General features: G+C 70.8%; 22 protein-coding genes. 10 read left to right on the forward strand and 12 right to left on the reverse strand.

All coding sequences use genetic code 11. The features are described 5' to 3' along the window. Positions 1-14 precede the first annotated feature (14 nt). On the forward strand, positions 15-326 hold the full coding sequence (locus tag ACFY0U_RS43230; RefSeq protein ID WP_388645675.1) for a hypothetical protein: 312 nt from the start codon (positions 15-17) through the stop codon (positions 324-326). An 87-nt stretch (positions 327-413) separates the two neighbouring features. Here ACFY0U_RS43230 and ACFY0U_RS43235 read toward each other — a convergent pair whose 3' ends face one another. Continuing rightward, complete coding sequence (locus tag ACFY0U_RS43235) at positions 414-1607, reverse strand: acyltransferase family protein (protein ID WP_388645677.1); 1194 nt, start codon at positions 1605-1607, stop codon at positions 414-416. Between the two features lie 350 nt (positions 1608-1957). Between ACFY0U_RS43235 and ACFY0U_RS43240 the strand changes: the two genes are divergently transcribed. Next, a complete protein-coding gene (locus tag ACFY0U_RS43240) occupies positions 1958-5668 on the forward strand; it encodes a helix-turn-helix domain-containing protein (RefSeq protein ID WP_388645678.1) in 3711 nt (1236 codons plus the stop codon). A 162-nt stretch (positions 5669-5830) separates the two neighbouring features. Here the strand turns inward: ACFY0U_RS43240 and ACFY0U_RS43245 are convergent, their stop codons facing one another. Next, positions 5831-7006 (reverse strand): cytochrome P450, encoded by a 1176-nt coding sequence (locus ACFY0U_RS43245; RefSeq protein ID WP_388645680.1) that lies wholly within the window; start codon positions 7004-7006, stop codon positions 5831-5833. A gap of 353 nt (positions 7007-7359) precedes the next feature. On the opposite strand from ACFY0U_RS43245, the gene ACFY0U_RS43250 reads away from it, so the two are divergent. Then, entirely contained in the window at positions 7360-8193 is an 834-nt protein-coding gene (locus tag ACFY0U_RS43250; protein ID WP_388645681.1) for a peptidoglycan-binding protein, read from the forward strand. A gap of 57 nt (positions 8194-8250) precedes the next feature. Here the strand turns inward: ACFY0U_RS43250 and ACFY0U_RS43255 are convergent, their stop codons facing one another. Next, a complete protein-coding gene (locus tag ACFY0U_RS43255; protein ID WP_388645683.1) occupies positions 8251-9585 on the reverse strand; it encodes a diacylglycerol/lipid kinase family protein in 1335 nt (444 codons plus the stop codon). Between the two features lie 323 nt (positions 9586-9908). Here ACFY0U_RS43255 and ACFY0U_RS43260 point away from each other — a divergent pair, with 323 nt between their 5' ends. Both ACFY0U_RS43260 and ACFY0U_RS43265 read left to right on the forward strand, forming a co-directional pair. Beyond that, positions 9909-10283 carry a hypothetical protein gene (locus ACFY0U_RS43260; RefSeq protein WP_171145452.1) on the forward strand — a complete coding sequence of 125 codons (375 nt, stop codon included), beginning with the start codon at positions 9909-9911 and terminating at the stop codon, positions 10281-10283. 205 nt (positions 10284-10488) lie between these two features. After that, a complete protein-coding gene (locus ACFY0U_RS43265) occupies positions 10489-10848 on the forward strand; it encodes a helix-turn-helix transcriptional regulator (protein ID WP_171145451.1) in 360 nt (119 codons plus the stop codon). Between the two features lie 9 nt (positions 10849-10857). Here the strand turns inward: ACFY0U_RS43265 and ACFY0U_RS43270 are convergent, their stop codons facing one another. After that, complete coding sequence (locus tag ACFY0U_RS43270) at positions 10858-12057, reverse strand: serine hydrolase domain-containing protein (RefSeq protein ID WP_388645684.1); 1200 nt, start codon at positions 12055-12057, stop codon at positions 10858-10860. Positions 12058-12343: 286 nt separating this feature from the next. On the opposite strand from ACFY0U_RS43270, the gene denD reads away from it, so the two are divergent. Further along, entirely contained in the window at positions 12344-13336 is a 993-nt protein-coding gene (gene denD, locus ACFY0U_RS43275; RefSeq protein WP_388645685.1) for a D-erythronate dehydrogenase, read from the forward strand. Between the two features lie 28 nt (positions 13337-13364). Here the strand turns inward: denD and ACFY0U_RS43280 are convergent, their stop codons facing one another. Together ACFY0U_RS43280 and ACFY0U_RS43285 are read right to left on the reverse strand one after the other, a co-directional pair. Next, complete coding sequence (locus tag ACFY0U_RS43280; RefSeq protein ID WP_388645686.1) at positions 13365-13679, reverse strand: hypothetical protein; 315 nt, start codon at positions 13677-13679, stop codon at positions 13365-13367. Further along, complete coding sequence (locus ACFY0U_RS43285) at positions 13676-14494, reverse strand: phytanoyl-CoA dioxygenase family protein (protein WP_388645687.1); 819 nt, start codon at positions 14492-14494, stop codon at positions 13676-13678. The genes ACFY0U_RS43280 and ACFY0U_RS43285 overlap by 4 nt, the downstream gene beginning before the upstream one ends. Positions 14495-14564: 70 nt before the next feature. On the opposite strand from ACFY0U_RS43285, the gene ACFY0U_RS43290 reads away from it, so the two are divergent. Further along, positions 14565-15350 (forward strand): helix-turn-helix domain-containing protein, encoded by a 786-nt coding sequence (locus ACFY0U_RS43290; protein WP_388645688.1) that lies wholly within the window; start codon positions 14565-14567, stop codon positions 15348-15350. Positions 15351-15393: 43 nt separating this feature from the next. Here the strand turns inward: ACFY0U_RS43290 and ACFY0U_RS43295 are convergent, their stop codons facing one another. Beyond that, entirely contained in the window at positions 15394-15747 is a 354-nt protein-coding gene (locus tag ACFY0U_RS43295) for a VOC family protein (RefSeq protein WP_388645689.1), read from the reverse strand. 66 nt (positions 15748-15813) lie between these two features. Next, positions 15814-16908 carry a hypothetical protein gene (locus tag ACFY0U_RS43300; RefSeq protein WP_388645690.1) on the reverse strand — a complete coding sequence of 365 codons (1095 nt, stop codon included), beginning with the start codon at positions 16906-16908 and terminating at the stop codon, positions 15814-15816. 285 nt (positions 16909-17193) lie between these two features. Here ACFY0U_RS43300 and ACFY0U_RS43305 point away from each other — a divergent pair, with 285 nt between their 5' ends. Both ACFY0U_RS43305 and ACFY0U_RS43310 read left to right on the forward strand, forming a co-directional pair. After that, entirely contained in the window at positions 17194-17982 is a 789-nt protein-coding gene (locus ACFY0U_RS43305; RefSeq protein ID WP_388645691.1) for a heparin lyase I family protein, read from the forward strand. Between the two features lie 145 nt (positions 17983-18127). Further along, on the forward strand, positions 18128-18538 hold the full coding sequence (locus tag ACFY0U_RS43310) for a TetR/AcrR family transcriptional regulator C-terminal domain-containing protein (RefSeq protein WP_388645692.1): 411 nt from the start codon (positions 18128-18130) through the stop codon (positions 18536-18538). Between the two features lie 15 nt (positions 18539-18553). On the opposite strand, the gene ACFY0U_RS43315 is transcribed toward ACFY0U_RS43310, so the two are convergent. From ACFY0U_RS43315 to ACFY0U_RS43325, 3 genes are all read right to left on the reverse strand, one after another. After that, positions 18554-18811, reverse strand: coding sequence for a hypothetical protein (locus tag ACFY0U_RS43315; RefSeq protein WP_388645693.1), 258 nt, complete (start codon positions 18809-18811; stop codon positions 18554-18556). 5 nt (positions 18812-18816) lie between these two features. Further along, on the reverse strand, positions 18817-19815 hold the full coding sequence (locus ACFY0U_RS43320) for an RNA polymerase subunit sigma-70 (protein ID WP_388645695.1): 999 nt from the start codon (positions 19813-19815) through the stop codon (positions 18817-18819). Positions 19816-19911: 96 nt separating this feature from the next. After that, the gene (locus tag ACFY0U_RS43325; protein WP_388645696.1) at positions 19912-20292 is read right to left on the reverse strand and encodes a winged helix-turn-helix transcriptional regulator; all 381 of its coding nucleotides are present in this window, start codon (positions 20290-20292) and stop codon (positions 19912-19914) included. A gap of 120 nt (positions 20293-20412) precedes the next feature. Between ACFY0U_RS43325 and ACFY0U_RS43330 the strand changes: the two genes are divergently transcribed. Continuing rightward, positions 20413-20820 (forward strand): RidA family protein, encoded by a 408-nt coding sequence (locus ACFY0U_RS43330; protein WP_388645697.1) that lies wholly within the window; start codon positions 20413-20415, stop codon positions 20818-20820. Between the two features lie 167 nt (positions 20821-20987). On the opposite strand, the gene ACFY0U_RS43335 is transcribed toward ACFY0U_RS43330, so the two are convergent. Then, positions 20988-21812 (reverse strand): DUF1684 domain-containing protein, encoded by an 825-nt coding sequence (locus ACFY0U_RS43335; RefSeq protein ID WP_388645699.1) that lies wholly within the window; start codon positions 21810-21812, stop codon positions 20988-20990. Positions 21813-21905 lie beyond the last annotated feature (93 nt).

The following is a 21905-nucleotide window of genomic DNA, read 5'->3' on the forward strand; positions in this document are numbered from 1 at the left end:
GAACTCGGGCCGCAGTGCGACGTGTTGAGGCCGAGTATCTCTGGCCGGACGCCGTCGCCGATGCTCTCAGCCGGTTCGAGTGGGCCTTCAAACAACCGGGACGCTATCTGTCCGGCCCTGCCGAGAGCCCCGGCATCGAGATCGAGGACGGTCGAGACGATCTGGAAGTGGCCCTCCTGTATCTGCCCGCAGGAGCCCGAGCGGATCTGGGCCGGTTGGTCGAGCGGATCGACAGGGAGTACGAACGCCGTACGCTCCCCGACCCGGGTTGGGCGAGCGAATGGACGGCGGGACGCTGGTGGTGGTGGCGTATCAGGGAACGGTGACGTCGGCGTTGCCCAGTGGCCTGAGGCAGGCGCGTCTGCACGACTGAGCCTCCCGACCGCACGAGGACGGATGTGGGCCCTGGGTGGTTATGGCAGACCCCGAGGGCAACCACCAGGCCGCGAGCGGGCAAATCTCCGGCCCCACGCCTGACCGGGCACTTCAACGCAGCGATAGGTCAGCAGGCACAGAGGCAACAGCGCAGCGAAGAACGCCACTTCGAGCACGGGACTGTCCTGCCGCCGTCGGCCGACCGTGCCGTCGATCACCGCCAGCAGCACCGGATGCACCAGATAGACCGAGTAGCTGATCGTGCCAAGTCCCGTCAGCAACCGCGGAATCCGCCGACGGCGCACCAACAGACCAGCGCCGAAGGTGAGCACAGCCATCAGGAACGCGATGATCCAGCCGCGCTGTACGAAGTGGTCGCCGTTGCCGTACCAGTACGCACTCCCCACGGCACAGACGACCACGGTCACAGCAGCGCCGGCCGCACGGCGCCATGTGCCCTGACCGTGCTCGGCACGGTAGACGGCGGTGCCGAGGAACATCACGGCGAGGATCACCAGACCCTCCCACAGTGGGACCGTGCCATTGAACAAGACCAGGAGCAGCGCCAGCACTCCGCCCACCACACCTCCGAACCCCCGGACCACGGGTGACCTGGCGCTCGCACAGCCGATGGCGACCGCCATGGCGATCGAGGCGAACCCGATCAGCGGCCCGGTGCCGACCAGGCCGGACAGCGAAGAGGCCGGCAGCATCACCCCAGCCGTCACGCTGACAGCGGCGAGCACGGCGAGGACGACCGCGACCGCCGCGGACCGCTGGTGCAGGCGGACCGTGAAGAGAGCGACGACCAGCAGGTAGAAGGACATCTCGTAGGAGAGCGTCCACAGCACGAGCAGCAGATTGGGCGTGCCCAGCAACTCCTGGAGCATCGTGGCATGGGCGACGATCACGGTGGTGGCGCTCTGCCCGCCGAAGTCCCGGATCTCCGCAACGCCAAGGAGGTGGGCGGCGAGGAGCATGGCGACGACAGCCGCCGCCAACGGGTACACGCGGACGATCCGTCCGATCCAGAACGTCCGGACGCACCCCCGGCGTTCCAGCGAAGCGGGAATGACGTAGCCGCTCACCAGGAAGAACACCATGATGGCGTAGCGGCTCGTGTTGAACTGCGGCATCAACTCCCGCCGGAAGTCGGCCATGAAGGTGTACGAGGAGTGGTCGAACACCACGACGAGTGCGGCGATGCCGCGCAACGCGTCCAGCCAGCCCAACCGCGATGGACCGACCGCCGTGACGCTTCTTGGTAATCGTGACGCGACGGGAAGTGAGGGGTTCGAGGTAGGGGTGGGGGGTCGGGATTCCATGCGGGGCGAAGTCCTCTGCGATGAGGTGTGCGTTGGGCTGGTCGCGAGGCGGCTGCCGGTGTCGTCCGCACGGAGGGCCAACTCCGTCCGGCCGACCGGGCCGCTCACCACCCCGAGTCCAGCGGCCGGGGCATTGTTCGGCAGGGCCGCCCTGGCGGCCGAACAATGCAGCGGGGCGCGCGAGCCTTTTCGGGTGTCATTGAGGTGCATGCGTCGGCTGCCCGTTGTGATGGAGGGAGCAGCAGAAGGGGGAAGGTGTGGCGGGGCGTCGTGAGGTGCCGTTGGATCCGGCTGCGGGTCCGGCGCAGCGGTTCGCGTCCGAGTTGCGCAAGCTGAGGGTGGAGGCGGGCGGGATCACCTACCGGTCGCTGGCTCAGCGGGCGGGCTACTCGGTGACCACGCTGTCGCAGGCGGCGGCGGGGGAGCAGTTGCCGACGCTGGGGGTGGCGCTGGCCTATGCGGGGGCGTGCGGGGGAGACCTGACGGAATGGGAGGCGCGGTGGAAGGAGGCGGTGGAGGAGTCGGCAGGTGAGGGCTACGGCCAAGACGACGGATCACTCACGCCGTACCGGGGCCTGGCACGGTTCGAGACCGGGGACAGCGGCCTGTTCTTCGGCCGGGACCAACTCACCGCCGACCTGGTCGACCTGCTGCGCGGCCGGCGGTTCGCCGCGGTCTTCGGCCCCTCCGGCAGCGGCAAGTCCTCGCTGCTGCGGGCAGGCCTGATACCCGCTCTCCGGAGCGCCCATGAACCGGACCTGCGCCCGGCCGCGATCCGCATCCTGACACCCGGCGCACGCCCCGCCCACAGCCACGCACCCCTCCTCACCCCCGCGACGGCCCGCGACGGCGGCGCCGAAGCGGACACCGTCGTGATCGTCGACCAGTTCGAAGAGGTCTTCACCCTCTGCCACGACGCGGCCGAACGCGCTCGCTTCATAGACCTTTTGCTGACCGCACGGCAGCCCGACAGCCGCCTGCGGGTACTCCTGGCGGTGCGCGGTGACTTCTACGGCCGCTGCGCCGAGCACCGCGACCTGGCCGACGCACTGCGCGACGCCAACCTCCTGGCCGGCGCGATGAGCCAGGCGGAACTGCGCGACGCCGTCGTCAAACCGGCCACGGCCGCCGGACTGACCGTGGAGCGCGCCCTCACCGCCCGGCTGGTCAAGGAAGTCGCCGACGCCCCGGGCGGACTGCCGTTGCTGTCCCACGCGTTGCTGGAGACCTGGCGCCGCCGCCGCGGCAAGACGCTGACCATGGCGGGCTACGAGGCGGTCGGATGCCTGGACGGCGCGATCGCCAAGACCGCCGAGGAGGTCTACGGCCGGTTCAGCGACAGCCAAGCGGCAGCCGCCCGCCGGGTGCTGCTGCGTCTGATCGCCCCCGGTGACGGCACCCCCGACACCCGCCGTCCCGTCCGGCGCGCGGAACTGCCCGGCACGGGCCGGGACGACACCGCCACAGTGGTGGAGGCACTCGCCGGGGCACGGCTGCTCACCCTGGACGGCGACACGGTCGAGATGGCCCACGAGGCCCTGATCTCGTCGTGGCCCCGGCTGCGCGGATGGATCGACGCAGACCGCGAACGCCTGCGTGTGCACCGGCACTTGACCGAGGCGGCCCACGCCTGGCAGGAACTGGGCCGGGAGAAGGGCGCGCTGAGCCGGGGCAGCAGGCTCGCCGCCGCCCAGGAGCACTTCGGTGGCTCACCGCGCGAGGACCTGACCGACGTAGAACACGCCTTTCTCGACGCCAGCCGTGACCACGAGCAGAAGGGCCGCCGCCGGTACCGGCTGGTGCTCACCGCGGTCACCGCCGCCTTGTGCCTCGCCCTCGTCGCCGCGGGCCTTGCCGTGGGGCAGTGGCGGAGCGCGGTCACCGCCCAGCACATGGCCCAGTCCCGGCAACTGGCCGCCCAGTCCGGCGCGTTGCTGGCCTCCGAACCCGACCTCGCCGCTCTGCTCGCTGTGCACGCCTACCGGACCAGCCCGACCCGCGAGGCCACCGCCGCCCTCTACGCAGCCGCCGCGCTACCGCTGCGCAAGCGCCTGACCAGCGGCACCGAGCCCGTGGACTCCGTCGCCCTCAGCCCGGACGGACACACCCTCGCCACCCACAGCACAGACGGCAGGATACGGATCTGGTACCTGCCCACAGGCCGCCTCCGAGCCACCCTCACCGGCGACACCGGCAACGAAGCCGGCGAGGCCGCGGTGTTCAGTCCCGACGGAGGAACCCTCGCCGTCGCCGCCTCCGGTGGCACCGGCGCGCGAGTCACCCTGTGGGATCCGGCGAGCGGCAGGAAGATCAGAGCTTTCGCCGTCCCCGACGGTGCGGTACGCGGGATGGCCTTCAGCCCCGACGGTCGTACCTTGGCCGCCTCCTCCCCAGCGGTCGTACGAATGTGGGACGTGGCCACCGGCCGCACGCGCCGCACCTTCAGCAACCACCCCGACCCGCAGGCGGTCGCCTTCGGCTCTGACGGACACACCGTCGCCGCGGCGAGCCTCAACGGACGGGTGCGGGTGTGGGAGGTGACGACCGGCCGCACCCGGACTTCCTACGACAGACAGATCAAGGGCACCGAGGTGGCTTTGAGCCCTGACGGTCAGACGTACGCGGTCGTCCGCGACGACGGTTCGGTGCAACTGCGGGAGACGGCCACCGGCCTCGTCCGGCGCACGATCGAGGACGCGCCCGTCGGATCGCACGGGGTGGCCTTCGCTCCGGACGGACGGACTCTCGCCCTCCCGGGCCCGGGGGACGCGGTACGCCTGTGGGACACCGCCTCCGGAACAGTACGGACCACCGTGACCGCCGGCCACCACGGACGGGGAGTCATGAGCGTGGCCCTCAGCACGGACGGCCGCACCCTGATCACCAGCAGCAACACGGACCCCACCATCCGCGTGCACAGCCTGTCCGCTGATCACCCGCGGGCCACGCTGCCCGGCCGATCCGGCGCGTACATCGCCGACATGGCGTTCAGCCCCGACAGCCGCACGGTGACCACGATTCGCCAACAGCCGCTCGGCCGTGGGTCGGTACAGCTCTGGGACGCCAGGACCGGACACCCCGAAGCCACCTCAGCGTCCGACACCGACGTGGCACTTCGTGGGCGATCCCGCCCCGTGGCCGTGGGTTTCAGCCTGTCCGGGCGCGCCCTGGCGGCCCGGGCCGTGGACGGCAGGGTCATCGAGATCCGGGATGTCGCCACCGGCGGCCTTCGCCGGACCCGTGCCGTGGGCGCCGTCAGCACAGCGCTCTTCAGCCCCGACGGGACACGGCTCGCCGTCGTCGGGGAGCAGGGATCGGTACGCGTCTGGCACCTGTCGACCGGCGAACTGCGCACCGTCCACACCGGCCGCGGCCAATCCGTCCGGACGGTGGCATTCACCCCGGACGGCCACACACTCGCCGTCGTGGACATCGAGGAAGGCGGCGACCGGATCACGCTGCTCGACGCCGCGACCGGCCGCACAGAGCGCACCATCGACCCGGGCACGCGGAGCCCGTTGACCCTCGCGTTCAGCCCGAATGGGGACATCCTGGCCACCGCGAGCGGCAGCGGCGGACTCGTGAAGACATGGGACGCGCGCACGGGTCAGCTCGAAGACTCCTTCAGCGTCAGCGCTCAGGTCTCGTCCCTGGCTTTCAGCCCCGACACACGCACCCTGGCCGCGAGCACCGCAAGAGGAGTCCAGCTGTGGGACCTCGCCACCAGCCAGAGCCGAACCACCCTGCCGACCCGCTCGCCCGGAACAGTGGCCTTCAGCCCGGACGGATGGACCTTGGCGATCAGCACGGGGAGCTCCGTCGGCCTGTGGAACGTCGACCTGCCCGACGTGACCCGCGCGATGCGCGCCGTCTGCGAGGCCGTCGACCGCACCCTCACCCCAGTGGAACAGGCCCGCTACCCGGACACGCGGTCAACTGAGACCGGCTGCCAGGAGACCGCGCGATAGGACGTCCGGTGCGGCACCGCGCCCGTAAGGGGCGCGGGGAACCGCGCGACCAGCCCCCACCGGCCCGCAGGTCCATCACCGCACTTCCACCAGAGCGCTTTGGCGGCGCGGTGAGACAGATCCGTATCGTGGCCCGCTCGCCCGAAAGCCCGGTGGGGCCGCTCAGGCCGCTCGTCCCCACCGCACGTGCAGCGAGGTGGGCTTGCGGAAGACCAGGCCATGCGGGGCGGCGGTGTGTTCCGGGTCGAGGCGCAGGGCGGGGAGGCGTCGGAGCAGGTGCTGGAGGGCGATACGGGTCTCCAGACGGGCGAGGTGGGCCGCGAGGCAGTAATGCGGGCCGTGGGCGAAGGCCAGTTGGAGGCGTGCGTTCTCGCGGCGGACGTCGAATCGGTCGGGGTCGGTGAAGACGGCCGGGTCGCGGTTGGCGCCGGTCAGGGAGACGGTGACGAGGTCACCGCGGCGGATGGTGGCCGTACCGAGGACGGTGTCGCGAGTGGCGTAGCGGTCCACGACGGCCGCGCCGGGTTCGAGGCGCAGCGATTCCTCGATCGCGCCGTCCAGCAGAGCGAAGTCGGCCCGGACCAGGGCGAGTTGGTCGGGGTGCTCCAACAGGTGCAGCAGCGCGTTGGTGATCATCGCCTCGGTGGTCTCGATGCCTCCGAACATGAGCACCGCGGCATTGGACGCCACCTCGGGCACGGTCAGCCGATCGGCGGCGGCCGCGAGGAGCGAGGACGTGTTCCGGTCGGCGACGGTGGCCTCCACCGCGGAGCGCAGCTGCGCGTACGCCGTGACGCCCGCCGCTCCCGCCTCCAGGCCGGCGGTGATGTCCGAGACCGACCGCACGATGGAGTCGTACCAGGCGAGCACCGTGTCCACGCTGGTGCCGGCCAGCCCCAGCGCCTCGGTCACCACCGCGACCGCGAGGGGCCCGGCGAAGGAGCGCCGCAGCTCTGCCGCGCCTGCCGGCTCCAACGCGCTGATGAGCGTGTCGGTCTCCCTCTCGATGAACACCGCGAAACCGTCACGCACGGCCCGGGGACGGAAGGGCGCGGTGAAGGGCTCCCGGTGCCTGGCGTGCTGGTCGCCGTCGAGGGACAGCATGCTGGGGCCGACGACTTGGGCGGTGGAGAACCGGGGGTCGTCCACGGTGAACGTCTCGGCATCCCGCATCACACTCAACGCAAGATCACGACGGGTCACCAGCCAGCCGCCCAACTCGGGCACCCACGACACGGGCTCCTCCTCCCGGAGCAGTGCCAGGCGCGGATGCGGATCCTGAGCGAGTTCGGCCAACGTGGTCGCGGCGCCGAGAGGACAGGACTCCACGACGCTCATCGCGGGCTCAGCCCAGGCAGCGGGGAACGGTTCACGCAGCCGACGCTAACAAAGCGCGAGGGCGTGTGGATCCGCAGGGCTGGTGGCGGCGACATGGGGCGTGTCATGACCCGCCCCACAACCCCCGCGGCCGATTCTCGTCGGCCCGGACACGTGGGATTCCGCTTTCGGATTTCTTGTGGAGCCCATGCGAGTTGTTCATGTCTAAACTACGGAGGTCGTACGGAGAGGAAGCACGTGTGAGTGAGCCGAAGGGTCCCGTCTGCGCGGAGTGCGGTACACCTCGACCGGCGGACGGCAGCCTGGCCTGTTCCTGTGCTCGCCGTGCGTCCGACGCCCATCGTGCGACCCGCATGGCGGAGGCAGAGGCCGCGGAGGACTTCGATCCGGTGCGGATACGGCCCTTCGTGGAGATAGCCGACGACGCGGCATCGTCTGAGACCCCTGCGGACGCGGAGGAACCCGCGGACCAACCGCCGCGCCCCTTCCCCGAATTGGGCGAGGCGCGTGCCTCCAGCTCCACGGAAGCACCCGAGCACGCAAGCCCGTCGCACCTCGACAAGCCGGATGCGCTCCCATCGGACGACAACGCCCGCAACTCCCCGCGCCGACGCCGCATCGCACTGGGCACCGGCGTGGGGGCCGCGGCAGCCGTCCTGTTGACGGGCTGCTTCGTCGGCGGGTTCTTCTGGTACGACGGTCCTGATCGGGACGGTTCCTCGTCCGGCGGCGTCCGCGCGGACCTGCCGGACGAGCACCCCACCGCAACCGCTCCCTCGTCCCCGAACCCCTCCGCGTCGACGTCCCCGGCACAACCGTCCCCGTCTGCCACTTCCTCACCGGACACGACCTCGACCGCGGAACCACTCACCCCGACCGACACCACCTCCAGCGGGACCCCGTCGAGCACCGCAGCCACCACCACGGGCACCCCCACATCGAACCCCACGGAAGGGGCGGAGCCCCCCGTCCTCCGCCTCGGCGACCAGGGCCCCGAGGTGATCGAGCTCCAACTCCGCCTGCGCCAGACCGGCTTCCTCAGCGGCGAGGCCGACGGCATCTACGACCGCGAGGTCGAGAACGCGGTCCGCGGCTACCAGCTGACCCGCGTGGTGGCCGAGGACGAGTCGGGCGTCTACGGACCGGCGACACGGACGTCACTCGAATCCGAGACGTCGGAGCCGTGACACTCGACCTGTCCCGGCGTATGAGCTGAGGGCCCAACGCGCGACCCGCGTGCGCCGTCAGATACGGCGAGAGGCAGCCGTACGGCCGACCGTCGCGGCCAGCTTCCGCAACCGACGCCAGTCCAGGCGAGGTTGACGTCGCACGACCCCCGGCCGTTTCCGAGGAACCCGGACGGTGAGCGCACCGGGCGCGATGCGACAGCGGACCGGCGAGGGGAGGACGAGAGCCTCGCCGTCGAGACCCACCTCCACCTCCGGACCGTCGGCTTCGACGACGACCTCGCGGACGGTGAGGACGGTGAGCGCGGCGGGTTCCGGGTCGAGCAGCAGCGCGGCGGCGTCCACCGCGCTGTCCACTCGTACGCCGAGGACGCCCAGCGCCCCGGTGTCCAGCCGGTCGCGACGGCCGAAGCCGAAGGGATCACCGGTCCGGTAAGGGTTGTTGCTCACCAGAACGGCCTGGGGGGAGTCGAGCGTGGTGTCTCCCGCACGTGCGACAAGCCGGGCACCCTGCTGCCCGGTGAGCAGGTCGGGCAGGAGGTCCAGGCTGGTGCCGATCTTGTCGTTGCGGTAGGAGGGGCTCTGCACGATCGCCGCGTACGCCCCGAAGGAGGCGTTGTTGACGAAGGGGCGGTCACCGGCGAAGCCGAGGTCGACGCGGAGTTCGACCCCGTCGCTGAGCGCGTCGAGGCAGCTGCTGGGGTCCTCGCGGTCGAGACCGAGGTCCAGGGCGAAGTGGTTGCGTGTGCCGGCGCTGATCACGAGGAACGGCACGCCGTGCTCGGCGGCGACGGCCGCGACCAGGGCCTGGGTCCCGTCGCCGCCCGCGGCGCCGAGCAGATCAGCGCCCTCCGCGACGGCGGCCCGCGCCAGCGCGGCGACGTCCTGCTGTTCGTCCGGGTCGAGCAGGACGACACGAGCGCCGAGCCGCTCGGCCTTCTCCTTGAGGCCGAAGCGGTCCACCTTGCCGCCGCCCGAGCGCGGATTCATGATCAGGAACGGCCGTTGCGGCGGGGGCGTACGGTGCTCCTTGCCCCGCACCCGATGGCTTCCGGTGCCGCGCAACGCGTACCGGCCGCTCCACACGGCCACACCCCACAGCGCCGACGACACCAGCAGAGCCCAGAAGAGGGTGGCGGCGAACAGGGCGACGACAGCGGCGGGGACGGCCAGGGCCAGCACACCGGCCGCCCAGCGCAAGGGTCCCCGCAGGGTCAGCGTCCACCACACCGCCGCCGCGGCGACCGCCAGACCGACAGCGCCGCACACCAGCAGCAGCACGCCGGCCAGACCGCCGTAGCCGAGAGGCACCAGGACCGCGAGAACGGCGGCGGCCAAGGCCACCCTCGCCGCCCACCGTTGTCCTCGATAGGCCCGCTCGCTCAAGTCCATGGCCAACTGTTCTCTCCGCCCGGGAAACCCGCCTCGACCTCGTACGACCGAACTCTGGCAGATCCCTGACAGATCCGTCGTCCCCCTGAGATCCGGCGCAACGCGCGGCCCCGAAGCGCCTGAGCCACCGCTGGGCGTCAACTTCGTGTCCAGTCACGGCACTTCCGGTCTGTCGAACGGTCCGCTCGTGCCGTTGTTCGGTCGTCAGAGGTCAGTCTCAAAGACTCCCGCCTGGCATGTCGGCGGCGTGCGTACGGTCCGGGGACCGAGGCGGGTCGGGAGCATCGGTCCGCCGCAGTCAACGGCATGCAAGGGGAGGCGTTGTGGCGAGTGTGGAAGTGTCGCTGAAGGAGATGATGGCCGGGGTCGAGGGTTCCTTGGGGGCCGCGGTCGTCGACTACACCAGCGGAATGGCGCTGGGCACCCTGGGTGGGGGCAAGGATCTGGACCTGACGGTCGCGGCGGCCGGCAACACGGACGTGATCCGGGCCAAGGTGCGCACGATGGAGCAGCTGGGTCTCAACCGGCGGATCGAGGACATCCTGATCACGCTGGACTCCCAGTACCACCTGATCCGCCTGGTCACCGGTCGCACCGGCAACGGACTGTTCCTGTACCTCGTCCTGGACAAGGCCCGTTCGAACCTGGCGATGGCCCGCCATCAGCTCAAGCGGGTGGAGGAGGCGATCGAGATCTAGCGCGGCCGAAGACCCTGGGCCACGTCTGCCCATCATGTGAAGACTTCTTCAAGTCACCACATCAGCATGGTTCCAATGTGCGGTCGTGGTGGGCCCGGGGCGTGAAGGATCGGCATCCGAGGGCGGCATGCGGTGCGGCGGCGCCCTCGGACGCCGCCGCACCACGGCAGCCCCGTCGCCCCCACCCGACCAGGAGCGAGCAGACATGCAGGCCCCCCTCTATCAAGTCAAGGCGGAGTTCTTCCGCATGCTCGGTCACCCCGTACGCATCAGGGTGCTGGAGCTCCTCCAGGACGGTCCGGTGTCCGTACGGGACCTGCTCGCCGACATCGAGATCGAGCCGTCCAGCCTCTCGCAGCAGCTGGCCGTTCTGCGTCGCTCCGGCATCGTCGTGTCCATCCGGGAGGGCTCCACCGTCCGCTACGCCCTCGCCGGCGGCGACGTCGCCGAACTCCTGCGCGCCGCCCGCCGTATCCTCACCGAACTCCTCACCGGCCGGAACCAGCTCCTGGCGGAGCTCCAGCAGATCGACGCTCCACCGGAACCGCTGCACCCCACGAGGTGACGGCCGGCGTCAGCTCTGCGGCAGCGGCCGGTCGTAGACGTTGTCCGGCGTCACGATCTCAGTGATCGCCCGGGCGACCAGCGAGGACGGCTCCTGGCCCTGGTAGGAGATGTCGGTGTTGAGCATCAGCACCAAGGTCGCCTTCTCCGAGGGCAGGTAGACGGTCACGGTCTGGTACCCGGGGATCGAGCCGTTGTGCCCGATCCAGCCGCCGCTCTCGAAGATGCCCAGGCCGTAGCTGGTGCCGGGGTGACCGGTGGGCAGCATCTTGAGCCGCTGCGCCTGGGTCTGCGGCCGCAGCAGCGTGCCGGTGGCGACGATCTTCGCCCAGCGGCGCAGGTCGTGGAGGTCGGAGATCATCGCCCCGGCCGCCCATGCCCAACTGGGGTTCCAGTTCGTGCTGTCGGCGACCTCACCGGTCAGCGTCTGGTTCGTGTAGCCGCGGGGATGCGGCCGGGGGAACTCGAAGTCCCGCGGGAACAAAGTGTGGGACAGACGGGCGGGACGCAGCACCCGCTTCTCGATGAAGTCGGCCAGGCGGTGCCCGCTCACCTTCTCGACCACCAGGCCGAGCAGAATGAGGTTGGTGTTGGAGTACTCGAACTGCTTGCCGGGCGCGAACGTGTTCTTGTGCTTGAAGCCGTACGCCAGCACCTGCTGCGGGGTGAACGAGCGCTTGGGGTTGCTCAGCAGATCGTGCTGGAAGCCGGCGTCCTCGGTGTAGGGGAAGAGGCCGCTGCGCATCCCGGCGAGATGACGCAAGGTGATCCGGGACCCCTTGGGTACGCCGTGGACGTACTTGGAGATCGGGTCGTCGAGTCCGACCAGGCCGTCGTCGACGAGCTTGAGCAGCGCGGTGACCGTGAAGGTCTTGGTCTCGCTGCCGATCCGGACGAAGACGTCGGAGGTCATCGGCTCGCGGGTGGCGGTGTCGGCGACGCCGGTCGCGCGAAGGTAGCTGCCCTTGCCCGGCATCCACAGTCCGGCGACGACACCGGGGATGCCGGCCTGCTGACGGACCTTCTCGATGGCCTTGTCCAGCCGCGAGGCCAGCGCGGGGTCCAGTTCGTGCGCCGGGCAGTCATCCGGCCGGGACGGATGGGACGCGACGGCCTGGGCCGCCGTGGCGGGAGCCGCCGCCATCGGGGCCAGCACGGACGTCACGAGCAGCGCTGCGGCGAACCCACGGCGGGCGGAGATACGTTTCACGACTCGGGGCCTCTTCCAGGTCTGTGTGGGGGCAGCTACGTCACCACCCGCGGCCGTGGCGCACGTCGTGCGCAGGCCCGCCCTCCCAGGAGTCCACCCGTTCGGCGCCGAGGGGGTCGCTTGGACGCACTACGCCGGAGTACGAAGGGAGCCGTGCCGTCAGGGCATACGGCTCGGCACCTCCGCCCCGCTCTGAGCGGCGGCTCCACGGTGCCGCGTGGTGTCGGGACGCGGCTGGGTGCGCCATCGTGTGCACTACCGGTTGTCCGATGAGGGGGAGTGGCGGGTGAGGGTGGTCGTGACGGGCGCGTCGGGGTTCCTGGGGCGCCTGCTGGTGAGGGAGCTCCTCCGGACGCGGTCCTTCGCCGCCGTACCGATCACCCGGCTGGTGCTGGTCGACCGTGTCGCCCGACCAGAGGGGCCCCAGGCCGCCGACCCTCTCGTGCGGGTGGTGAACGGCGACCTGGTCGACCACCTCAGCGAGGTCTTCGCGGAACCGGTGGACGTGGTCTTCCATCTCGCGGCGGCGGTGTCCGCCGAGTGCGAGGCCGACTTCGACCTCGGGATGCGCGTCAACGTGGACGCCACCCGCGCGCTGCTACAGGCGGCGCGGGCGCAGTCGGTGAACGCCGGGCCGGTGGCGCGGGTCGTGTTCACCAGCAGCCTCGCCGTGTACGGCCCCCTGCCGACGGGGGAATTCCCGCCGATGGTCAGCGAGACGACCTTGCCGGCACCCCGATCGAGTTACGGCACACAGAAGTTGAGCGAACACCTCATCGCGGACATGACCCGCCGTGGCTTCGTCGACGGCCGCGTGGCCCGGCTGATGACGGTCGCGGTACGGCCGGGCAGACCGAACGCGGCCGCCTCCGGTTTCGTCTCCGCGATCATCCGTGAGCCGCTCGCAGGACGGCCGGCCGTCTGCCCTGTCGCCCCCGACCTGAAGGTCGCCCTGGCCTCTCCGCGGAGCACGATCGAGGCCGTACTCCGCATCGCGGAAGCCGAGCGCGGCAGCGGGCAGGGGCAAGTGGAGGGGGCGATGCCGGTCAACGTGCCCGCTCTGACCGTCTCGGTGGCCGACATGCTCGCCACGCTGCGGAGAGTGGCGGGCCCCGAGACCGCCGATCTGGTGACCCTCACACCTGATCCGGCCGTGGAGGCGGTCGTCGGCTCCTGGCCCGCCATCTTCGACAACCGCCGTGCCGCGGACCTGCGCCTGATGCCCGACGCGAGCTTCGAATCGGTGGTGCGGGAGTACCTGGCCGAACATCCGGGGTGACGGCAGTGGCTCCTTCCCTCACGTCCCCTTACAGAACGACGAGCCTCTCGAAGAAGAACTCGTGCTTGAGGAAGGACGTCTCGTGCTCCGCCCCCGGATACGGCGGGATGAGCTGGGCGGCCTGGAAGAGCCGCCAGCCGTCCTGGAGGGCGGCGACGCCTGTGGGGTACGGGGGTTCGTCGCTGTCACCGGTGGTGGGGGAGGTGGTGCCGGTGCCGTCGTAGCGGGCCCAGCCGACCACCTTCGCGTCGAGGGCGGAGGTGGCCAGATACAGGACGAGCACCTGCTGGCGCGTCGTGCTCGCGGCGGTCGTCCCGGTCGTCTCGCTGTCGGCGATGGTCATGCCTGGCTCCTCAGGGCGGGCCGGTTGGCGATACGGGTGGCCCAGTGGTCGATGTCGAAGCCGGGGTCCCCGGTCAGGGCGCGCCACAGCTGAATCCGGTTGTGGATCTCCAGCCGGCCGGTGGCCCCCTCGTACCAGGGGAAGGTGCGTCCCAGTTCCGAGGGCACGGCGGGGGAGTCCAGATCCGAGACGTCCCACAACCGAACCTGGGGCACCGTCGGATTGAAGCGGATCTTGTACATGTGGCGGACGGTGTCGCTGTCGTTGCGCCGCCCGCCGTGCCAGATGCCGTGGTGCAGCAGCATGACGGTGCCGGCGGGACAGGTCAGCCGGGTCTGGCCGAGCAGGTTCTGGTAGCGGCCGGTGTCGGACTCGTTGGTACGGCGCAGATGGCTGCCCGGTACGACGAGCGTGCCGCCCATGTCCGCGGCTACTTCCTGCGGGTAGTACATGAGTTGCACATCGAACGCGTCGGGCCGTACGTCGATGATGGCGTCGGCGTGCAGCGGTTGCGCGCTGCCCTCGTGCGGCTCGCGCGTGTGGACGAAGTGGTGGTCGACGGTCGGGTCCGCTCCCACCAGGCTCTCCAAGGCTCCCGCGACGGCGGGGAGTTCGACGAGCCTGCGGGCGAAGGAACCCTCGGGGAACGCCTTCGGCACGGGAGTGCCGTACGGCACGGCGGGCAGCCCGGTGGCGAAGACGCCGCGTGCCTCCTCGTTCATCTCCGGGGGCACGATGCCGTCCAGGCGCAGGAAACCGTGGGCCACGAACCGCGCCACCTCGACGGAGTTCAGCAGCTGTCGTGTGGTTGACATACGACGACCGTAGAATTCACCGCCGCCCCTGTCGTGGGCTGTAATCAGCGACCACTGGTAATTTTCCACCATGCAGCAGCAGGTGGAACTCGCCCTGGACCAGCCGCCCCACGTGGCGAACGCGGGTGTGGGCGTACACGGGTCCGCCGGCCCGCACGAGGTGTTCCGGCTGCCGAGACTGTGGCAGCTCCACCTGTACGGCTACTCCGGCACGCTGGAGTTCGGCGGCGTCTCGCACCCGATCCGGCCAGGCCACGTGAGCCTGGTGCCACCCGACACGGAGGTGCACTTCCACTACGACGTCCCGCGCTGCGAGCATCTCTACGCCCACTTCCTGATGCCCGGTGACGGGGAGCGGCGCCGCGTTCCGGCGATGCAGGATGCCGGTGCGGAGGCGGCGGTGCTGAGCGGACTGCTGCGGCAGACGGTCGCGGCGAGCACGCAGTCCCCGGCGCGGGCCTCCGCGGAACTGTGGACGGTGCTGTGGCGCATGACCAACCTGACCGGCGACGCGGGAAACAGCCCGGGCCCCAGGCACCCCGCTCTGCGGACGGCCATGGCACATATCGAGGAGCATCTGGCCGGCCCCCTGAGCATCCCCGTCATCGCCCGCGCCGCAGGCGTCTCGCACACCCACCTGACCCGGCTCTTCCGCGAGGACACCGGGTCCACGGTCGTCGGCTACATCCGGCACCGTCGCATGGAGCGCGCCCGGCACCTTCTGATCGCCTCGACCCTGGCCATTCCGGCGATCGCGGCCGCGGTCGGCATCTCCGACCTCCAGGCCTTCAACAAGACCTGCCGCAAGGAACTGGGTGCCTCACCGCGGGCGGTGCGGCAGGCGGCGCATGGGTGAGCGGAGTGGGCCCGGGCGGGTGGCCCCCAGTGGGACGGCTACGTCAGGCCGGCTGCCACAGCTCGATCCGGTTGCCCTCGGGATCGGTGACCCAGCCGAACCGGCCGACGCCCTCCATGTCCTGCGTCTCCTCGGCCACGTCGGCTCCCTTGGCACGCAACTGCGCGAGCATCGCATCCAGGTCGCGGACCCGGAAGTTGAGCATGCTCTGCTGGGCACGGGACCCGAAGTAGTCGGTCTCGGCCTCGAACGTGGCGAACACCGTCACCCCGGCATCCTGGCGCCACAGGCCGTGCTCATCGGCGTCCAGGCCGAGGCAATCGCGGTACCACGCGTTCAGGGCCGCGGGGTCGGCAGCCCGCAGGAAGTAGCCACCGATTCCCAGCACACGTTCCATGCCGCCATCTTGCCAGGACGGCCTCTGGGCGGGACGGCACCACACCAGCGTCCGCCTCCCCTGCGTCTACCGGCTCTGCCGGTACCGCCGCCACTCGCGACCACCGTCGTGAGAGATCCAGAGCCCCTCGCCCTTCACCAGGTCATACGTGGCCGTCGTCGCGTCGGCGATGCCGTAGAGCGTGGTGCCGTCGACGGTGACCGACGTGAAGGCCGCCGGTGTCCTGACCCGGTGGAAGGTGCGGTTGGCGCGGTCGTCCGCGAGCCAGTAGCGGCCGCCCTCCTCGCCGACGAGCAGCCGTCCGTCCGCGAGCAGCTCCAGGACCAGCGACACCGGGCCGCCCCTCAGTGACGTCCAGGGAATGCCACCGGCGAGGCCCGTCTGCCAGTGTTCGCCGTCGTCCGTCGTCACCAGCAGGCCGAGCACGTCCTCGCTCTGGGTGAGGGACAGCGCGGCGGTGCCGTCGCCTGCGACGAGGATGCCTCCCGCGTCCGACTGTGGGGCTGCCCTGGAGCCAAGGGTGTGACCGCCGCGCTGCCGTACGACACGGTTGGGCTCATCGGTGAGGGGCTGTTCCAGGCTCCAGACCGTGCCCCGCTCGTCGATGGCGAGGCGGATGGCGTTGTCCGACACACCTGCCGGAGGCGCCACGGTGCGTGTGGCCGGACGGTAGACGAGGGCGGGTTCCAGCTCTGCGAGCAGGATGTCGCCGGGGCGGGTGCGCATCGGTGTGTCGGTGGTGACGACCTTGTGCCGCTTGCCGCGTACGTCGAGCAGGTACGCCTCCTCCGCCCCCTCGCCGGACGGCACTCGCACGAAGCCCTCGGCCACTCCCTTGAACGCGGTCCGCGTCGCCTCCGCGTCCCCGTGCTCCGCGTGCTGGGCGACGGTACGGCCGTCAGGTCCGACGATGCGCCAGGCGAAGGCGGCCGGACCCTCGTCGTCCTCGACGTTGCGGACGTCGTACGACAGGAGCAGCGAACCGTCTCCCGCCCGGACCACACCGGTGGGCGCGCCGGCCGCCTCGATGACGTCGGCCGGCTGCGGGTGCGGGTCTTCGATGACGCGCTGGTACTTCGCCTCGCGGTCCCCGGGGCTCGCGTCGTCGACGTCGGCGGCACCACAGGCGGCCACCGCGATTGCCGCGCTCACCGCGCTCACGAGCCTGAGCGTCCACGCCCCACGTCTTTTCGGCCACAGCATTGCCGCATCCTCGCACGCGTCGGCGGCCCTGCCTGACAGGTCGTTTCCCTGGCCGGAAAGCGTCATGAGGGCTCGGGTTTATCGGTCTGGACCATTGACCCGGCGTGGTCGGGACGCCACCCTGTACTCCGCTGGCGGATGCGTGAGTGAACATCGGTCATATCCGTGAACTGGTTGTTGTGCACGCGCCCCCGCCACACCTCCGCGCACGTCCACCCCCCACTCACGACGAGGTGAACGGCCATGAGCACCACGCGAAGAAGCCTCCTCGGCGCCGCGCTCGGCGGTGCGGCCGCCGCGACGGTCGGTCTGCCCGCCTCCACCGCGCACGCCGCCTCCTGGCAGCTGAAGTGGTCCCCGTCGGCGAGCGGCGACGGACTCGGCGCCTTCGAGACCATCGAGGACGACCGCGCCGACTCCCACACGTCTGCCGCACCGCACATCTACGCCACCGGCGACAACTGGCGCTTTAACATGCACACCGCTGACCGGGACACCTCCACCGACCGCCAACGCCATGAGGTCACCGGCCTGCGCAACGGCAGCGGCAGCAACTACCTCAGGTGGACCGAGGGCCAGACCTGGCGGCTCACGTACTCGATGTACATACCGAGCTCCCTCAAGGCGACCACCAGCTTCACCCACATCATGCAGATGAAGCAGCCGGGCACCGGCTCCTCGCCCGTCGTCGTCCAGTCACTGCGCCGCGTGAACGGCGTCCAGACCATCGAGTTGAAGCAGTTCACCGACGACATCCTCATCGGCCGCACCGAACTGGAACCGCTGCACGACAGATGGATCGACGTCGACTTCCAGATCAAGGTCGGCGACGGCTCGGCGGGTTCCCTGCGCTGGATCCTCAAGAACGGCTCGACCACGGTCATCGACAAGTCGCGCACCGGCATCGACACCTTCCTCGCCGACCGTGTCCGCCCGAAGTGGGGCATCTACCGCTCCCTGGGCGACACTTCGGGCTCCCTGCAGAACTGCTACCTGCTGCTCAGCAACATGCGCGGCTACCAACTCGTCTGAAGGACCCACCAGTTCGCGCCGACGCGCTCCGCATGACCGTGCGGTGCACAGCTGCGCTGATTCACCCGCGTACACGGAAATCAGCGCAGCAGCAGGGGCCTTGGGCATCCGGGCGGTCAGTTCTGGGAACCGCCCGAGCTCGCGTGTGCGGGCCGAACGTCTCCACGCAAGGCCAGCTGCTCGACACCGAAGTGCCCGAGGGAGGGGGGAACCTGCGGTTCGCCTTGCGGCATTGCTGCCTGGACCCGCTGGAGAGTTCAGCGGATCACGCGAAGACGCCCATGCTGTACGGCAGTTGGCCTGCGCCCAGGCGGCACAGTTCCCCGACCTGGCGGTGAGCGTGCACGAGCGCACCGCTCTGCGGGTACGCTGCGCCCTCGCCGACCGCCTGGCGCGCCTGGTGCTCGCCGGCCACCTGCGCCCGTGCGCCCCGGAGCTCGCCGCCGAGCACTTCCTCGTGCTGCTCACCGGCCCACTGGAGTACCGTCCCGACGCCGCACCGGACACTGTCGCGGATGCCGCCGTGGACGTCTTCCTGCGCGCGTACGGAACGTGATGCCCTGAGGTGCGTTCACGGGCCTGGTCCTGGACCGTCCGGACGCCGGGGCGTGGCGATGCGTATCCGCGCCGTGCGGCGGCCGGGGTTGCGCAGGGCGCGGACGCCGGTGCCGTGGAGCCAGAAGCCGGCGTCGCGTTCCAGGACCGGGCCGGGCTCGCCGTCGCGCAGCTCCAGCTGGATCCGTCCACGGGTGACGACGGCATACGCGTCCCGCCAGGCCGCCGCGACCACCGCGACACGCGCGCCGCCGCGCAGCGTGAGCGTGTGCACCGGGGCTACTCCGTGCCGTCCGCGGGGAGGCGTTCCGGCAGGTCGAGGCAGGGGAAGCGGTCGTCGTGGAAGGTGGTGATCTCGGTGATCGCGCCGCCGGTGATACGCAGGACGTCGATCGTCAGGGGCAGATAGGCGTTCTCCTGCCGCTGCCAGAGGTAGAAGGCGATGGCGGGCTGGCGGTTGACGGAGGTGAGGACGGGGCGCAGGCCCTTCATGCCCTCGAAGCCGCTCTCGATCCAGTAGTCGACCACGGTGTCGCGACCGACGTACAGCCCCCGCGTGGGCGGCATCGAGCTGCGGACGTCGTCGCGCAGCATCGCGGCGAGCGTCGGGATGTCCGTGGCCACGCTGGCGTCGGTGTAGCGGCGTACCAACGCGCGCGTCCCGGCGTCCTCCTCGCCGCCGGTCCAGTCCTGCCGCTCGGCGGGAAGGTGCTCCCGCATGCCGGCGCGGGCCCGTTGCAGCGCGCTGTTCACGGAGTTGACGGAGTCCCCGAGGAGCCTCGCGACGTCCTTCGCCGGCCAGCCGAGCACATCGCGCAGGATCAGTACGGCACGCGGGCGCGGCGCCAGGTGCTGGACGGCGACCAGGTACGCCAGCTCGATCGTCTCCCGCGCCACGGCGAGGGTCTCCGGCTCGTCCGTGTCCCCCGCGGGCAGCTCGTCGAGCAGCCGGTCCGGGTAGGGCTGCAACCACAGCACCTCGCCGCCGGTCGCGGGCTCCGGACGGCGTTTGGCGAGCAGGTCCAGACAGGCGTTGGTGGCGATCCCATACAGCCAGGCCCGGAACGTCGATCGCCCCTCGAAGGTCTCCCGTCGCCGCCACGCACGCAGGAACGTCTCCTGCACGGTGTCCTCGGCGTCCTCGAACGAGCCGAGCATCCGGTAGCAGTGCACATGCAGCTCCCGCCGGTGCCGCTCCGCCAGCCCCGAGAACGCCGGCTCGTCGACCTCGCCCGGCCCGCTCCCGCCCAGCTCCTCCAGCCGTGTGTCCGCGCTCATCACGTCATCCTTCCGCCTCGTCGTGTCCCGACGTAGGTGTGACGGGTGGGGGCGCGAAAACTCATCACCTGAGAACGGCTCCGCATCCACCGGCCGTCAGGCTTCGAAGCGCTGCCGGGCGGACTCGATGTGCCGGAAGTACCGGTAGGTCCAGTCGCACATCCCGTCGACCGTCGCCCGCAGTCCGTGGCCCGCTTCGGTGAGCGTGTACTCGACGCGGGGAGGAACGGTGGGGTGGACGGTCCGTTCGGCCAGGCCGTTGCGCTCCAGCATGCGCAGGTTCTGGGTGAGCATCTTGTGGCTGATGCCCTCGACCCGGCCGCGCAGCTCGCTGAAGCGCAGGGTGCCCTCGCCCAGAGCTTCGATGATCAAGAGCGCCCACTTGTTGGCGACGTCGGAGAAGATCTCCCGCGCCAGCGAGTCGGCGAGACGCAGGTTGGCATCGTCGGTCGTGCCGCTGAGCTGCTTGGTCACCATGAGGTTCCCCAGTCACTGAAAAGTGCGTTCTTCCATGTCAGCGTTCACTCTCCTACGGTTCCTCAGTAACCACAAGAGACCAAAGGGGCTCACAGGAGCCCTGGTAAGGAGACGGACAGCATGACCATCACGCTGAAGAACCCCGAGGGACTGCCGAAAATCGATGTCTACCGGCAGGTGGCGATCGCGTCCGGCTCCAGGCTGGTCTTCGTCGCCGGGCAGGTCTCGTGGGACGCGGAAGGGGTCACGGTCGGCGAGGGCGATCTCGCCGCGCAGGTCGAGCAGTGCTACCTCAATGTCGCCACCGCTCTGGGCGAGGCCGGCGGGTCCTTCGACGACGTGGCGAAACTGAACTTCTACGTCGTCGACTGGACCGCCGACAAGATGTCCCCGCTCCTGGAGGGCATCTCCCGGGCGGCCGCGAAGCTGGGAATCACTCCGGTACCGCCGGCCACACTGATCGGCGTCGCGGCCCTGGACGTTCCCGAGCATCTGGTCGAGATCGAAGCCACCGCGGTCCTCGACTGAGCGCGTGCCACCCGATGCCGAACCCGTCGGGGGGGGGCGGGGGGGGGCGGGGCCCCCCCCCCCCGGGGCCCCGCCCCCCCCCCGCCCCGGGGGGGGGCCCCCCCCCCCCCCCCCCCCCCCCCCGCCCGGGGGGGCGCGGGGCCGCCCCCCCCCCCCCCCGCCCCGGGTCAGGATCCGCCGCGCTCGCGGGGGAGCTTCTGCCCCGCCTCGATCGCCACCGGCAGCCGGTTCTCGGCCGGTGGCAGCGGGCAGGTGGCCAGGTCCGTGTACGCGCACGGCAGGTTCGCGGCGCGGTTGAAGTCCAGGACGACCGTGCCGTCGGCGGCGGGCGGCTCGATGGCCAGGGCACGGTTGGCCGCGTACGTGGTGACCCCGGACGTCGCGTCGGTGAACAGCACCGTCAGAGCGCCCGCGGACCGTCCCGGGAACGCGGTCAGGGACAGTCGGCGCCCGTCCAGTTCGAACTCGACCCTGCCCGGGGCGTCGTACACGTGCTCAAGGCCCTCGACCGCGGCACCCACGGTGGTCGGCCGCGGTTCGTCGAAGGGGAGGTAGCGGCCCGTCACCGCCCAGCGCGGGTCCGGGGCGTAGGCAGGTGTGCCGGTGAAGGCCGTGCGCAGCGGCGCGTCCGGGTGCCGGGGGCGCACGATGTCGTTGCCGCCACGCTTGGCGACCTCGATGACGGCGTCCTTCCAGACCGCGTCGACGCCACCGCGCTCGGGGAGTACGCCGAAGCGGTGCTCGCCGCGCACCGGGGTTCCGTCGACGACCAGTTCCTCCCCGTCGTCGAGGTTCACGACGACCCCGTCGGGGCCGGTGTGCCATGCGCCGGGTGCGTCGGGGAAGCGCTGCGGGCGGTCGTCGAGCCAGTGCAGGCCGGTGATGGCCAGGAACCCGTGCGGGTCGGCGAGCCTGGCCTCCTGAGCGCGGTACCACTCCAGCCAGCTTTCGGTGAAGGCGTGCAGGTCGGTCGTGGTCGCCTCGGTGGTCATGAGTCCTCCGTCAAGTAGTCGGGCGGCCCGGGAGGGCCGGGTGTCGGGCCGTACGCAGCCGATCGGCGCCACGGCCCCGGTCCTCGCCGGCGC

Origin of the sequence: Streptomyces sp. NPDC001536, assembly GCF_042894505.1 — a bacterium.
GTDB lineage: Bacteria > Actinomycetota > Actinomycetes > Streptomycetales > Streptomycetaceae > Streptomyces.